The organism is Candidatus Koribacter versatilis Ellin345, from assembly GCF_000014005.1.
Classification (GTDB): domain Bacteria; phylum Acidobacteriota; class Terriglobia; order Terriglobales; family Acidobacteriaceae; genus Korobacter; species Korobacter versatilis_A.
The window spans coordinates 247,638-260,638 of sequence record NC_008009.1 but is presented as its reverse complement, the minus strand read 5'-3'; the positions used below and the strand labels follow the sequence as shown (position 1 = coordinate 260,638).

Annotated in this window: 14 protein-coding genes; 7 read left to right on the top strand and 7 right to left on the bottom strand. The window is 58.3% G+C overall.

Features of this window, described 5'->3' with window-relative positions; all coding sequences use genetic code 11:
* The first annotated feature begins 115 nt into the window (after positions 1–115).
* From ACID345_RS01260 to ACID345_RS26455, 3 genes are all read left to right on the top strand, one after another.
* Positions 116–766 (top strand): OmpH family outer membrane protein, encoded by a 651-nt coding sequence (locus ACID345_RS01260; RefSeq protein ID WP_011521054.1) that lies wholly within the window; start codon positions 116–118, stop codon positions 764–766.
* A 206-nt stretch (positions 767–972) separates the two neighbouring features.
* Positions 973–1,431, top strand: coding sequence for a hypothetical protein (locus tag ACID345_RS01255; RefSeq protein WP_011521053.1), 459 nt, complete (start codon positions 973–975; stop codon positions 1,429–1,431).
* Positions 1,432–1,559: 128 nt separating this feature from the next.
* Positions 1,560–2,300, top strand: a complete 741-nt coding sequence (locus ACID345_RS26455) for an energy transducer TonB (protein ID WP_148209975.1) — start codon at positions 1,560–1,562, stop codon at positions 2,298–2,300.
* Between the two features lie 326 nt (positions 2,301–2,626).
* On the opposite strand, the gene lepA is transcribed toward ACID345_RS26455, so the two are convergent.
* Both lepA and ACID345_RS01240 read right to left on the bottom strand, forming a co-directional pair.
* Positions 2,627–4,432, bottom strand: coding sequence for a translation elongation factor 4 (lepA, locus tag ACID345_RS01245; protein WP_011521051.1), 1,806 nt, complete (start codon positions 4,430–4,432; stop codon positions 2,627–2,629).
* 191 nt (positions 4,433–4,623) lie between these two features.
* Positions 4,624–5,856, bottom strand: a complete 1,233-nt coding sequence (locus ACID345_RS01240; RefSeq protein ID WP_011521050.1) for an MFS transporter — start codon at positions 5,854–5,856, stop codon at positions 4,624–4,626.
* A gap of 36 nt (positions 5,857–5,892) precedes the next feature.
* On the opposite strand from ACID345_RS01240, the gene ACID345_RS01235 reads away from it, so the two are divergent.
* Positions 5,893–6,378, top strand: coding sequence for a gluconokinase (locus ACID345_RS01235; protein ID WP_011521049.1), 486 nt, complete (start codon positions 5,893–5,895; stop codon positions 6,376–6,378).
* Here the strand turns inward: ACID345_RS01235 and treZ are convergent.
* Positions 6,368–8,113, bottom strand: a complete 1,746-nt coding sequence (treZ, locus tag ACID345_RS01230) for a malto-oligosyltrehalose trehalohydrolase (protein ID WP_011521048.1) — start codon at positions 8,111–8,113, stop codon at positions 6,368–6,370. The two genes, ACID345_RS01235 and treZ, sit on opposite strands and share 11 nt — an antisense overlap.
* Positions 8,114–8,159: 46 nt before the next feature.
* Between treZ and ACID345_RS01225 the strand changes: the two genes are divergently transcribed.
* Entirely contained in the window at positions 8,160–8,741 is a 582-nt protein-coding gene (locus ACID345_RS01225) for a Maf family protein (RefSeq protein WP_011521047.1), read from the top strand.
* A gap of 303 nt (positions 8,742–9,044) precedes the next feature.
* On the opposite strand, the gene ACID345_RS24985 is transcribed toward ACID345_RS01225, so the two are convergent.
* The 3 genes from ACID345_RS24985 to ACID345_RS01210 form a co-directional block, all read right to left on the bottom strand.
* Positions 9,045–9,467, bottom strand: a complete 423-nt coding sequence (locus tag ACID345_RS24985; protein WP_049761603.1) for a hypothetical protein — start codon at positions 9,465–9,467, stop codon at positions 9,045–9,047.
* Positions 9,468–9,558: 91 nt separating this feature from the next.
* Positions 9,559–9,741 (bottom strand): twin-arginine translocase TatA/TatE family subunit, encoded by a 183-nt coding sequence (tatA, locus tag ACID345_RS01215; RefSeq protein WP_011521045.1) that lies wholly within the window; start codon positions 9,739–9,741, stop codon positions 9,559–9,561.
* Between the two features lie 106 nt (positions 9,742–9,847).
* A complete protein-coding gene (locus ACID345_RS01210) occupies positions 9,848–10,936 on the bottom strand; it encodes a M20 family metallopeptidase (RefSeq protein WP_148209974.1) in 1,089 nt (362 codons plus the stop codon).
* Positions 10,937–11,088: 152 nt separating this feature from the next.
* Here ACID345_RS01210 and fabZ point away from each other — a divergent pair, with 152 nt between their 5' ends.
* Both fabZ and lpxA read left to right on the top strand, forming a co-directional pair.
* Complete coding sequence (gene fabZ / locus ACID345_RS01205; protein ID WP_011521043.1) at positions 11,089–11,589, top strand: 3-hydroxyacyl-ACP dehydratase FabZ; 501 nt, start codon at positions 11,089–11,091, stop codon at positions 11,587–11,589.
* On the top strand, positions 11,586–12,380 hold the full coding sequence (lpxA, locus tag ACID345_RS01200; protein ID WP_011521042.1) for an acyl-ACP--UDP-N-acetylglucosamine O-acyltransferase: 795 nt from the start codon (positions 11,586–11,588) through the stop codon (positions 12,378–12,380). The genes fabZ and lpxA overlap by 4 nt, the downstream gene beginning before the upstream one ends.
* Before the next feature lie 59 nt (positions 12,381–12,439).
* Here lpxA and ACID345_RS01195 read toward each other — a convergent pair whose 3' ends face one another.
* Positions 12,440–13,000: a hypothetical protein gene (locus ACID345_RS01195; protein ID WP_011521041.1), complete on the bottom strand. Its 561-nt coding sequence runs from the start codon at positions 12,998–13,000 to the stop codon at positions 12,440–12,442.
* Between the last annotated feature and the right edge of the window lies 1 nt (position 13,001).

Sequence of the window (13,001 nt, the reverse complement as noted above, 5' to 3'; positions counted from 1 at the left end):
GGCCATCCGAGGCCGGTGGGCTGGTAAGGAAGTGGCACTATCGGTCGCCGCTTCAGCCTCGCCGCTGGAAATATCTGAGGAATTCCCGGAGCACTTCAAGGAGCTCAAAACCCGCATGAACCGTAAGTTTGTATGCCTACTCGCAACTCTCATGTTCGCACTGACGCTGAATTTGTCGGCGCAGACCACGCCGGCCGCAGCGACAACCCCGGGAGGGGCGAAGGTCGGCATCATTGATGTCCAACAAGTCATCGTCGCCACCAACGAAGGCCAGCGCGACTTCGAAGCCCTCCAGAAGAAGTTTGATCCCAAGCGGACCGAACTCCAAAGCCTGAGCAAGGAAGTCGATTCGCTCAAGAGCCAGCTCAACACCCAGGGCGACAAGATGAACGAAGACGCCAAGGCGAAGCTGGTAAAGGACATTGAAGCCAAGCAGAAGGTTCTCCAACGCCAGGCGGAAGATGCGCAGAACGAATTCCAGCAGGAACAGAACACCATTGCGCAGCGCATCCTGCAGAAGCTTGGTCCGGTGATCGACAAGTATGCAAAGGAAAACGGCTTTGGACTGCTGATCGACAGCTCGAACCCCTGGCCGCAGGGCCCGGTGCTCTGGGCGAACGGCAGCGTGGACATCAGCAAGATCGTCGTAGACCAGTACAACACCGTGTCGGGCGTTCCGGCGCAGCCGAAGCCGGCCAACGCGGGCGCAGCCAAGCCAGCAGGTACGCCTGCCCCGGGTGTGGGAATCAAGCCTCCGGCGAAGTAACCGCCGCAATACTTCGGGAATGGAAAAGGACCGCCACCACAGCGGTCCTTTTCTCTTGCGAGAGGAAATCTGTTTAGAGGATTAGGCACCGCGGGCCGCCGAAAGGTTCCCGGGTTCCGAAAAATTCTTTGCCGGCTCCGTTACTTTCGTCATGATGCATGGTTCGGTCTTGACGACCTCACGAAGAGCAGCCAAACTTTCGCGGCATGAGCAAGACTCCGTCGCCTGCCGAGCACCTTAAGTCTTTCCTTGAGAAGTTCGATCCGACGATGGCGGCCGTCATTCGTTCCTGCCGCGTGGCGATGCGCAAGCGCCTTCCTACCGCGAATGAACTGGTCTATGACAACTACAACTTCTTTGTCATCGGCTACTGCACCTCGGAGCGCCCGTCGGACTGCATCTGTTCGCTGGCGGCGAATCGCCAAGGCGTGGGATTGGCGTTTTATTACGGCGCCACGCTGCCCGACCCAAACAAGATCCTGCTCGGCAGCGGCAACCAGAATCGCTTCGTACGTCTTTCCGAAGGCGCCAAAACGCTCGCGCAACCTGAAGTGCAAGACTTGATTGCTGCAGCGATCGCGCAAGCGAAGACGCCGTTGCCAAAAGACGGCAAGGGCAAGCTGATCATTCGCTCCATTTCCGCGAAACAGAAACCGCGGAAGTAAATTCGCCCAAACTCGACTTAGTCTCCGCAGGCCTCCAATTTGTTCCCAATATATTTTTCGCGAGAGTGCGGAAATCCGCGCCAACCGTGGTGTCTGTTCCAGTGCGAGTGGAAGAGAAGGAGCACACCATGTTTGAGCAGAGCCTGGTCGAAATCTCCGCGGAGACGAAACGCCGGAAGCGCTGGACGCAACTGATTTCGTATTCGCTCGAAGCCACCGCAGTCGTCGTATTGCTCGCGTTTCCGCTGGTGCATACGGAAGCGTTGCCACTGGACGACAGTCCCAAGATCTTCCCGCCGATTTATCACGCGCCGCCGCATGTGGATGTGATCACGGAGCACGCGCCTGCACCGCGCCCGGTTCGCGACAATCACGTAATGATCAATCCATACTTGGCGCCAACCAGCGTCGGAAAGACGATTGATCGCAGTCACGATGCCGACAAGTATTCCGCCGCCGAAGAGCTTGTATGCGTCGGTTGCATTCCAGATCCAACCGGTACCGATAGCAGCCGTCATAACCCCGTTCTCGAAAGTGTGCTGCGTCCTGGCCCGGTGCAACCGACGCATCGCGCAGCGCCGGTGACTCGCACTTCGAAATCGCAGGAGAGCCTGCTGCTCCGCCAGGTAAAACCCACTTACCCACGCATGGCGGTCATGACGCGGACGCAGGGAGTCGTGCAACTGCACGCGATCATCGGCCGCGACGGCTCGATCCAGCAGTTGCAGGTTGTGAGCGGATCTCCGTTCTTAGTCCAGGCAGCGCTCGAGGCGGTGCAGCAGTGGAAGTATCGGCCGTATCTGCTCAACGGTGAGCCTGTGGAGGTGGAAACGCAGATCACCGTGAATTTCACGCTAAATGGGAATTAAACCGGCCCAGGGCGTGAAAATGGCACCCAAAACCCCTACCCTTCGCGGGGCCCAATTCGGTCGCCAAAGATATCCTCCAAGTTGTGGAAATCCTTGTGCATAACCCGGTGTTACAAATGTGAGAACGAGTTCTTTCAGCGACTTAGACGGTTTGCCCCTGCCGGAGTGCAGTACTCCAAGCTATTGAAATTCAGGGATTTATCCGGCTACTTGGGATTTCGTTCGGAAGCACTCGAAACGGTGCTTCCGAACGAATCGGGAAATGGGTTTTGCACAAAACAGGCCCTAGCAGGAAAGTGCTGTCAAGCAGAATTTAGCGTTTCGAATCAGGAATTTTCGCCGACTTTGAGGACGGCCAGGAAGGCTTCCTGGGGGATGTCCACCTTGCCAATGCGCTTCATGCGCTTCTTGCCTTCCTTCTGCTTTTCGAGCAATTTGCGCTTACGGCTGATGTCGCCACCGTAGCACTTGGCGAGGACGTTCTTGCGCATGGCCGCAACCGTTTCACGCGCGATGATCTTCGCCCCGATTGCCGCCTGTATGGGAACTTCAAACATCTGTCGCGGAATCAACTCGCGCATTTTGGAAACGAGTGCGCGCCCGCGATCGTAAGCGAAGTCTTTGTGAACAATCGTGGAAAGTGCATCCACCGATTCGCCAGCGACCATGATGTCGAGCTTCACCATCGGCGATTCCCACGCGCCAGCCAGGTGGTAGTCGAGCGAAGCGTATCCGCGGGAGACCGACTTCAGGCGATCGTAGAAATCGAGAACGATTTCGTTCAGTGGCAGTTCGTAGGTAAGCATCACGCGGCTGCCGGTGACGTACTCAAAATTCTTCTGGCGTCCGCGCTTCTCTTCTACGAGCTTCAGAATTCCACCGACATACTCTTCGTTCGTGAGAATCATCGCGGTGATGATCGGCTCTTCGATCTTCTCGATCAGCGTGCTGTCGGGCCACTTCGATGGATTATCCACTTCGATGACCGAGTTGTCGGTGAGTGTGATCTTGTAACGCACGCCCGGCGCGGTGGTGATCAGGTCGAGATCGTACTCGCGCTCGAGACGCTCCTGGATGATCTCCATGTGCAACAGGCCGAGGAACCCGCAACGAAACCCGAAACCCAGCGCGACGGAGGACTCAGGCTCGAAGAAAAACGAAGAATCATTGAGCCGTAGCTTTTCCAGCGCTTCGCGCAACAGCGTGTGTTCATGCGCGTCGACGGTGTAGATGCCGGCAAACACCATCGGCTTGAGTTCTTCGAAACCGGGCAGCGCTTCGAGGCACGGGCGCTCCACGTGGGTGATGGTGTCGCCAATGCCGACATCGGCCACGGTCTTGATGTTCGCCACGATGAACCCGACTTCACCGGCTTCAAGTTGTTCGATGGCCACCGGCTTCGGCGTGAGCACGCCCATTTCTTCGACTAGGAACTGGTGCTTGTTCGACCAGAGCATGATCTTGTCGCCCTTGCGCACCGTGCCCTCTTTGATACGCGCAAGGATGACGACACCGCGATAGCTGTCGAACCACGAGTCGAAAATCAGGGCCTGCAGCGGATGATCGGGATTTCCCTTCGGCGGCGGAACCAGGTGCACGATGGACTCTAGAATGTCCTCCACACCCATCCCCGTCTTCGCCGAGATCGGCAACGCGTGCGACGCATCGAGACCAACCGCGCCTTCGATCATTTCTTTCGCGCGCTCGACGTCGGCGCTGGGCAGATCGATCTTGTTGATGACCGGAATGATCTCAAGCCCGTTGTTGATCGCCAGGTAAGCGTTCGCCAGCGTCTGCGCTTCCACACCTTGCGAAGCATCCACCACAAGCAATGCACCTTCGCAAGAAGCGAGTGAGCGCGAGACTTCATACGAGAAGTCCACGTGGCCAGGGGTGTCGATGAGGTTGAGCTGATAGACCACATCGTCGTGCGCTTTGTACATCATGCGCACAGAGTGGGCCTTGATGGTAATGCCGCGCTCACGCTCCAGGTCCATGGCGTCGAGCACCTGGGCTTGCATCTCGCGCGCCGTGAGGGAGCCGGTAAGCTCCAGCAAACGGTCGGAGAGCGTGCTCTTGCCGTGGTCAATATGAGCAATGATTGCGAAATTACGTATGAAGGAGCGATCCATCGGGTAGTTCGATTTTAGCAGGGTAAATGAAGGCAAAACGCCTTTGACCACGAAGGACACGAAGGTTTCACCAAGGAGGAAGCGAATCTTGCAGTCATTCGCGCGCAAAACTCCCTCTTGCTCAACGAAAGCGCAGACGGCCATGAAACAAACTCACAAATACCTCCGTGAGGCCTTAGTGTCCTTTGTGTTTAAAGATTTTGACTTTCAACACGCTCAATTCTTCCCAGCAGCAGCGCGTAGGCTGCGATCCCAATCGTCAAGAAAATTGCTGCCAACCAGAACGCCGCCTCGAACGAATGCGTGTAGGCGACTACGTAACCGGTGACGATCGGCGCGGAGATCGCGGCGAGTTGGCTGGCGAAGTTCATGATGCCGCCAACGCGGCCCACACTTCCGGGAGGTGCGATGAGGCCCGGAACGGACCATCCGACTGGTGCGGCCGCCGCCAGCCCGCCGATCGAAACGCTGATCCAAAAGATGGCTTGCCCTGGTGTCGTCGCCGATCCGGCAGCGAAGATCGCGACGCCAAGCGATGTGCCACCGATGAGAATGGATTGTCGGACACGGCTCGCATCGAAGCCGCGTCGGATGAGCGCGTCAACAAGCCAGCCGCCGACGAGAAGATCAGTGGCCGTCGCGACCACCCACGGGATGCTGGTGTACCACGCCGATTGCAGAAGGTTCAGGTGCATCGACGTGGAGAGATACGCCGGCAACCAGGCGAGCAGCAGGTAAAAACAGTAGTTGTAGGCTGCGCTGCCTATAGCGAGGCCGGCGACTTTCTTATCGCCGAGTAGATCCAAGATTCCTGTCTCCAAGACTGGCGATTCGAGGACAGTCGGCGCTTCTTCTTCTGGATCACGGTAGACCATCGTGAACAGAAGGAAGTAGGCGAAGCTCGCGATGCCCGTGGCGAGGAAAGTTCCGCGCCATCCCACACGCACCAGTAGCAACCCCATGATCGGCACGCCGATGGCGCTCGAGAATTTTGCGGCGCAGTCGAAGCAGGCGGTGGCGAGGCCACGCTCGTTTTCCGGGAACCATTTGCTGACGGCCTTCGCGTTGCCGGGGAATGTAGGCGCTTCGCCAACCCCGAGCAGCAAGCGCGTCGCAAAGAACTGCCGCGCGCCGTTGGAGAATGCCGAGGCAAACGACGCGATGCTCCAGAGCACCGTACTCACGCGGCCGACGAGCCGCACGCCGAAGCGATCGAGAATCGCGCCGGCAGGAATCTGGCAGAGCGCGTAGGTAAAGCTATAAGCGCTCAGCAGGTAGCCGAATCCGACCGTGGTGAGTCCGAACTCGCGGGTGATCTGATCGTGTGCAATCGACAGGTTTACGCGGTCGAAGTAATTGACCAACACGCCCACTCCGAGCAGGATCGCAATGCTCCAGCGATGCGGATGGGGGCGGTCAGGCATCGCCGGATTGTAACCGACCCGGTGTAGGATTCTGGGGTGATCATTCTGCTGATGGGCGTACAGGGCTCGGGAAAGACCACCGTGGGGAAGGCGCTGGCCGCGCGCCTCGGCTGGGATTTTCGCGATGCCGACGAATTTCATCCGGCCGCGAACAAAGCTAAGATGGCCGCCGGAATTCCGCTCACGGATGAAGATCGTGAGCCGTGGCTACAGGCGATCCGCGCCGCTATGGATCGCGCGAACGCCGAGCATCGGAATCTGGTGGTTACGTGTTCGGCGTTGAAAGAAACGTACCGCCAGCAACTCGCGGCACCGAACACAACCCTCGTGTGGTTAAAGGGTGACCAGCAATTGATCGCGTCACGACTGGCGCTGCGCGAACATCACTTCGCAAAATCGAATTTGCTGGCAAGCCAGTTCGCTGACCTTGAAGAACCGCAAGGTGCGGTAGCGATTGATATTCATCAAACTGTCGAAGCGATCGTGGATGAGATCATTCGTCGTTTGCAGATCAACGCGTGAAGATCCGAACCTGGTAGCCATCCTCGCTCTTGTACTTCAAAGTCAGGTTCCAGCCGTCTTCTTCGGCCGGAAGTTGACGCCCAGGTTCGAGCGTAGCGAAGAGGATCAGGTCCGGCGTGTCGCCCGGCGCCATCATCGTGATCACGCCATCTTGATAAGTTGCATAGGCAGTGCGCTCGCCAGACGTGACATAACGTTTGCGCAGCCGCAGCAGCTCGCGATACCACCGCAGCATCGGGTTCGTATCCACGGCCTTTGACCAATCGAGGCGGCTGCGGTTGAACGTTTCGGGATCCTGCGGATCGGGCACTTCCCGGAAATCGAAATCCTCGAATTCCTTGCGGCGGCCTTCGCTCACGGCGTTCTGCAGCACGGGATCGCCGTAGTCGGTGAAGAACTGAAACGGATGCTCTTCGTCGTATTCCTGCCCCATGAAAAGCAGCGGCGTGTGCGGCGCAAGCAACAGCAGCGCCGCCGAAACATAACGTGCGCCACGAGGCACGAGCGTCGTTAAGCGCTCGCCCTTGGCGCGATTGCCGACCTGGTCGTGGTTCTGCGTGCAGATCACGTTGCGTGGCAATTGCACATTCACCGGCAACTCGCCACGCTTCGTGCCCTTCCAGAACTTGAAGGGCTGGCCTTGAAATGCATAACCGTCGCGGATCGCAGTGACGATCTGCTCTGGGTCGCCGAAGTCCTGGTAATAGCCTTGGCGCTCGCCGGTGAAGTACGCGTGGATGGCGTGGTGGAAGTCATCACTCCAGAAGCCTTGCAGTCCGTAACCGCTGCCGAAAGGACGCACGTATTTGGAAATATTCTCATCGGTCTCGGCAATTACGCAGACCTTGCGGCCGAGTTCGGCGGCGAGTGTCTGCACATTTTCCTGGAGTTCTTGCAGCACGTGCTTCGACGAATCGTCTTTGATCGTCTGCACGGCATCGAGACGCAGGCCGTCGAGGTGATACTCACGTATCCAGTAGAGCGCGTTATCAATCACGAACCGGCGGACATGCTCACAGCCGGGCGTTGTGTCGTAATTGATGGCCTCGCCCCACGGTGTTTTATGGTGGTCGGTAAAATATGGCCCGAACATCCGCAGGTAATTGCCCTCGTTGCCGAGGTGGTTGTAGACCACGTCGAGAATCACCGCGAGCCCGTGCGCGTGAGCGGCATCCACAAAGCGGCGTAGTGCCTCGGGGCCGCCATAGCTCTCCTGCACCGCGTAGAGGCCGACGCCGTCGTAGCCCCAGTTATGCTTGCCGGGAAACGCATTCACCGGCATTAGTTCAACGACCGTGATACCGAGCGCCTTCAGATACGGCAGCTTCTCGATAGCCGCATCCAGCGTGCCTTCCGGCGTGAATGTCCCTACGTGTAGCTCGTAGATCACGTAGTCGTCGTAGTCAACGCCTTCCCAGTTTTCATCGGACCACTGGAACTGCGAAGGATCGACGATCTCGGTCGGCCCATGCACGCCTTCGGGCTGGAAGCGCGAGACCGGATCTGGCACAGCCTGCTCGCCATTGATCACGCAAAAGTAGCGGTCGCCCGCGTGCGCATCGGCCTCGAGCGTCCACTCGCCGCGATCGTCACGCTGCATCGGCTGATCGTTCTGCGAACTACCCTGGATCAATCGAATGGAGAGACTTTTGGCGTTCGGCGCCCAGACGCGGAAATGCACGCGACCATCGCGCAGGCTGGCACCGTATTGAAGTTGCGAGGCGGAGGTTTTCACAGGCACTCCGATTCAGACGACCTTTCAACCGTGAAGGTTGCAGAAGATGCTCCGCTACAATCTCGGCATGGGATTGATTCTCGCATCTGCCTCCCCGCGCCGCTCGGAGTTACTGCGCAAGGCGCGCATGGTTTTCCGCGTGGAACCGGCACACGTGCCGGAAGTGCACACTGCCGGCGAAGATCCGAAGCAGTACGCGCAGCGCCTCGCCCGCGATAAAGCGCGCGCCGTCGCCGCGAAGTATCCCAACGATTTCGTCATCGGCGCGGACACCATCGTTGTCGCCGATGCCCATGTACTCGAGAAGCCCGCCGACGAAGCCGATGCCGCACGCATGATCCGCATGCTCTCTGGCCACACCCACGAGGTCACTACCGGCGTTTGTCTCTGCGGCCCCAACGTAGAAATTGTTGAAACCGAAACCACGCGCGTGACCGTCGCCGAGATCTCGGACGAAGAGATTGCTGACTACATCCACACCGGCGAGCCCATGGACAAAGCCGGAGCCTACGGCATCCAGGGAATGTTCTCGCGCTGGGTCACGGGCATCGAGGGCGATTATTTCAACGTGGTGGGGCTGCCGATCGCGCGGGTGTATCGGATGATGCGGCGAGCCGGAGTCCTATGACGCTGAGAAGATTCACCACGGAACAAGCCCAGAGTCTGCTCTCGAAAGCAGAACGTCAAAGGCAATTGGCTTTTGTTGCAGCGTTGCCGGATGACCAAATCGATACATCCGATATTCCGGAATTGACGCGCGAACGTTCAAGCAGATGATGCCCGCCCAGATCTTTTGGCAGAGGAGAAGACGGGCGCCTGTTCGAATCGATCACGACATAGTCGCATGGCTGAAACAAAGCAGAGATGGATGTGCGAAAAGAGCCAACGCACTGCTGCGTCGTGAAATGCTTCGCGCTAACCGGAGCAGGATCTAGTCTCGCACAATCTGATATTTCGACACTCGGCCGTCAGTTCCGAAGTCAATAGCCAACCATTCCGAGTCAATGCCCATGAAGCCTCGTTCGGGGCCAAGCCAGTACGTCAGGCTGTGATGCGCGAATGTGTCGCTGACGGTTCGCTCCCCGAGTAGTTGTTCCACTTCATTTCGCGTGAGCCCATCCAGCCGCCTGCTAGAGATCAGATCGTCCACCATGCGAATCCGCACGGGATCGGAACCATCGATTTGCGCTGGGTCGTTCCATGCCCGACTCTCGAACGGCAGACGGTGCCGCCGTTCCTTCACGGAGTCGTACTCCAAGCGCCCAAACAGCAGCAATGCTGGACTGGAAACCACAAGTACCATGCCGAACACGCAACTTATGAGGAGAACCGCGGTGCGCTTCGACCGAGTCATAAACAAAGAACTTTAGACGCTTCGTCCCTTAGCGCCAATCAAAAAGGCACGCTCGTCGCGTGCCTCAGATCTTTTGCGAACTGCGACCGGTTTAGGACTTCTTCTCTTCGGTCGGAGCCGGGCCTTGCTCGCCTTCGCGCATTGCGCCCTTGAAGTTGCGGATACCTTCGCCCATGCCCTTGCCGAGATCGGCCAGTTTGCTGGGTCCCCAAATTAGCAGTGCGATGCCGAGAATCAGCAGGAGCTCTGGCATTCCAAGTTTGCCACCGAACATGATTCCTCCAATTGCAGCCCGGAGACCTGCCAGCTTATGACGGTATTCCGGCTAATCCACTTAAAATTCTAGGCCAGCGGCCTTCAGGAGTCAAAAGACGAATGTGCTATAACGCCCGAATTAATCCGGCCAGCAGTGCTGCGCGCTTCGGCATTTCGGTGGCGAAAATATATTCGTGAACCGCGTGGGCTCCGTCGCCGACCGCGCCTAACCCGTCTAAAGTCGGCACGATAGCCCCGGTGAAGTTGCCGTCGGAACCGCCCCCCACCATTCTCTCCGCTAGGGAAAAGCTGAGTTCCGCAGCGATCAGCTGCGCCTGCGCAAATAAAGCTGCGGTGCCCGGAGTGCGCTCCATCGGCGGACGGTTGACTCCGCCGGAAAGAGCTAGCGAGCAGCGCCTATTGATCGGTTTCAACCGTGCAAACAGCTTCGAAACGCGTTCGACATCGCGCTTGGTGCTCACGCGCACGTCGATTTCCGCTTCCGCCGACGCAGCGATCACGTTGCTGCGGGTTCCACCGCGAATGACGCCGGGATTGACCGTGGTTCCCCGCTTGAGATCGGTGAAGCCGGCGATTTTCTCAATCTGTCGCGCAAGTTCCAGCACCGCGCTCTGGCCCTTCTCGAAATCGAGTCCCGAGTGGGAAGCCACGCCAGTGATACGCAACAAATAGTCGCCGACGCCTTTGCGCGCGGTCTTCAGCGCGCCGTCGGTGCCAGCGGCCGGCTCACAGACAAACGCTGCTGCGGATTGTTTCGCGAGCTTCTCGGTGATCGACCGGGAACTCTCGCTGCCGGTCTCCTCGTCGGAGACGAGGATGATCGTCACTGGTCGCGGCAACCCGCCTTGGGTCTGCAGTGCGGCGATGGCGCCGTGAATTTGGACGATGCCGCCCTTCATGTCGAGCACACCTGGACCGCTGATGCGACCTTTGCTCTCGCGGTACGGCATCTGCTTCAGAGTGCCGAGCGGATAGACCGTGTCGTAATGTCCGACGATCAGCACCGGCTTCGCGCCGCGCGGTCCGCCGAAATCCACTTGCAGGTGATTGCCGGTGATCTTGTCGCGATGGAGTTTCGTGCGGCCGCCGATGGCGCCGAAATCCTGCGCTAGCATTTCGGCCATGGCGTCGCAGGAAGGTTTATCGTCGCTCGGGGACTCGTGTTCCACGATGCGGCGGAGCATGGATTGCATGGCCGATTGCTGGTCTTTCAAGTGGGCAAACAGGTCACGATGCGAGGTTCTAGGGTCAGACGAAGGTCTTTGGGGCATTCGGTAAACGCTGAATCTATCGGAAGTCGAACGAATTCGCCTGTATATAATTGTCGTTTTGCTCAGGAAACGCAATGACTGACGGCAGGTTAATTACCGGCGAGATGGCCGAGGCCAAGCAAGTCCTCGACGTCACCGACATCCAGAAGATCCTTCCCCACCGCTACCCACTGCTTCTTCTCGACCGCATTATCGAGTTCAAGCGCAAAGAGCGCATCGTGGCGATCAAGAACGTCACCATCAACGAGCAGTTCTTCCAGGGGCACTTCCCGGGATATCCGATTATGCCCGGCGTGCTCATCGTCGAAGCAATCGCACAGGCTGGCGGCGCGCTCCTGCTGACGGAGATTCCCGACCAGAACGAAAAGCTGATGGTCTTTGCGGGCATTGAGAAAGCCAAGTTCCGCAAGCCCGTCGTTCCGGGCGACCAGGTACGGCTCGAAGTGGACGTCATCGTGTGGCGCAATACCGCGGCAAAACTCATGGGCAAGGCATTCGTGGGCGACAAGCTCGCGTGCGAAGCGACCGTTAGCTGCCAGATCGTGCCGCGACCTGCCAAGCCGGAGAACAGTTGAGTACGGCAGCCATGGCGAACATCCATCCCACCGCGGTGATCGATCCGTCGGCAAAGATTCCGGCGTCGTGCAAAATAGGGCCGTATTGCGTCGTCGGGCCGAACGTGGAGATGGGCGAAGAGTGCGAACTCGTCGCGCACGTGGTGCTGCAAGGGCCGACCAAACTTGGCAGCCATAACAAAATTTATCCCTTCGCGGCCATCGGCATCGGGCCGCAGGATTTGACATACAGCGGCCAGCCCACGCGGCTGGAAATTGGCGACCACAACCAGATCCGCGAGTACGTCACCATTCATCGCGGCACCGTGAAGGGCGGCGGGCTGACCACGGTCGGCAATCACACGCTGATCATGGCCTACGCGCACGTCGCGCACGATTGCCATATCGGCGACCACGTGATCCTCGCCAACGCCGCCACGCTCGGCGGCCACGTCACGGTAGAAGAGTGGGCGTCGATCAGCGCGTTGTGCCCCATCCACCAGTTCGTGACCATCGGCAAACACTCGTATGTCGGCGGCGGAACGACGATCACGCAGGACGTCCTTCCCTTCTCGAAAACCAGCGCCTCCCGCGAGGTGCATGCGTATGGCGTAAATGCCGTGGGGTTGCAGCGACGCGGCTTCTCCGACGAGCGGATCAAAAGGATCCAGCGGTTCTTCCGCGTTCTGCTGAAGTCGAAACTCAATACCTCGCAGGCGCTGGAGAAGCTGAAGTCAGAAGGCGATCTCGGCGAAGATGTGGCGATGCTGATTGCGTTCGTGGAGAAGTCGGAACGCGGCGTGCTGAAGTAAAACCTCAAAATCTTTAAACACGAAGGGCACGAAGTTCACGAAGGGATTTTTGGAGGGGCTTATTTCTGCGAAGGGCTCTCTTCTTCCAATCCTGCAGAGAGCAATGGTGCGAGATCCGGCCGCGGATGCACATACCATTTTCCGTCTTGATCTTTGATCACGAGCGTTCGTTCGGTGTGTTTCTCGCCGCTGTGCAATAGTACTTCGACATCGACAAACATCACGTCCTGAAATCCAGACAATGCGTAGCCGGTGGATGCAGGGCCGTTTTTACTTAAATGGCGCGATGTAAACACGCGCACGATTTTGACGGGATTCTGCGGATCAGGCGCGGACGACGCTTTCTCCTGGCGCAGGTGTTCGAGAAGACCTTCTTTCCAGCGGAGGTACTCATCGTGGGTGGCTCCGCCCATGTAGGGACGGATGAGAACTTGTTGCATGAGCGATACGTCGTCAGCGATGAAGGCTCGCGCGTAGTCTGCGGCAACACCTTCCGGCGTAGATTGACCTGACGGAGTGTTCTTGCGAACAGAGGGCTGCTGAGCGAAGCTCAGTGCGCACAACAGCGCCGCAACCTGGAAGAGGGACAGCCACCTGCAGATAATCACGAGTTTCGTCATT

What these genes read in the sequence shown, in the direction of transcription:
- ACID345_RS01260 (WP_011521054.1), top strand. Translation starts at nt 116, where the DNA reads ATGAACCGTAAGTTTGTATGCCTACTCGCAACTCTCATGTTCGCACTG.
- ACID345_RS01255 (WP_011521053.1), top strand. Translation starts at nt 973, where the DNA reads ATGAGCAAGACTCCGTCGCCTGCCGAGCACCTTAAGTCTTTCCTTGAG.
- ACID345_RS26455 (WP_148209975.1), top strand. Translation starts at nt 1,560, where the DNA reads ATGTTTGAGCAGAGCCTGGTCGAAATCTCCGCGGAGACGAAACGCCGG.
- lepA (WP_011521051.1), bottom strand. Translation starts at nt 4,432, where the DNA reads ATGGATCGCTCCTTCATACGTAATTTCGCAATCATTGCTCATATTGAC.
- ACID345_RS01240 (WP_011521050.1), bottom strand. Translation starts at nt 5,856, where the DNA reads ATGCCTGACCGCCCCCATCCGCATCGCTGGAGCATTGCGATCCTGCTC.
- ACID345_RS01225 (WP_011521047.1), top strand. Translation starts at nt 8,160, where the DNA reads ATGCTCCGCTACAATCTCGGCATGGGATTGATTCTCGCATCTGCCTCC.
- ACID345_RS24985 (WP_049761603.1), bottom strand. Translation starts at nt 9,467, where the DNA reads ATGACTCGGTCGAAGCGCACCGCGGTTCTCCTCATAAGTTGCGTGTTC.
- tatA (WP_011521045.1), bottom strand. Translation starts at nt 9,741, where the DNA reads ATGTTCGGTGGCAAACTTGGAATGCCAGAGCTCCTGCTGATTCTCGGC.
- ACID345_RS01210 (WP_148209974.1), bottom strand. Translation starts at nt 10,936, where the DNA reads ATGCAATCCATGCTCCGCCGCATCGTGGAACACGAGTCCCCGAGCGAC.
- fabZ (WP_011521043.1), top strand. Translation starts at nt 11,089, where the DNA reads ATGACTGACGGCAGGTTAATTACCGGCGAGATGGCCGAGGCCAAGCAA.
- ACID345_RS01195 (WP_011521041.1), bottom strand. Translation starts at nt 13,000, where the DNA reads ATGACGAAACTCGTGATTATCTGCAGGTGGCTGTCCCTCTTCCAGGTT.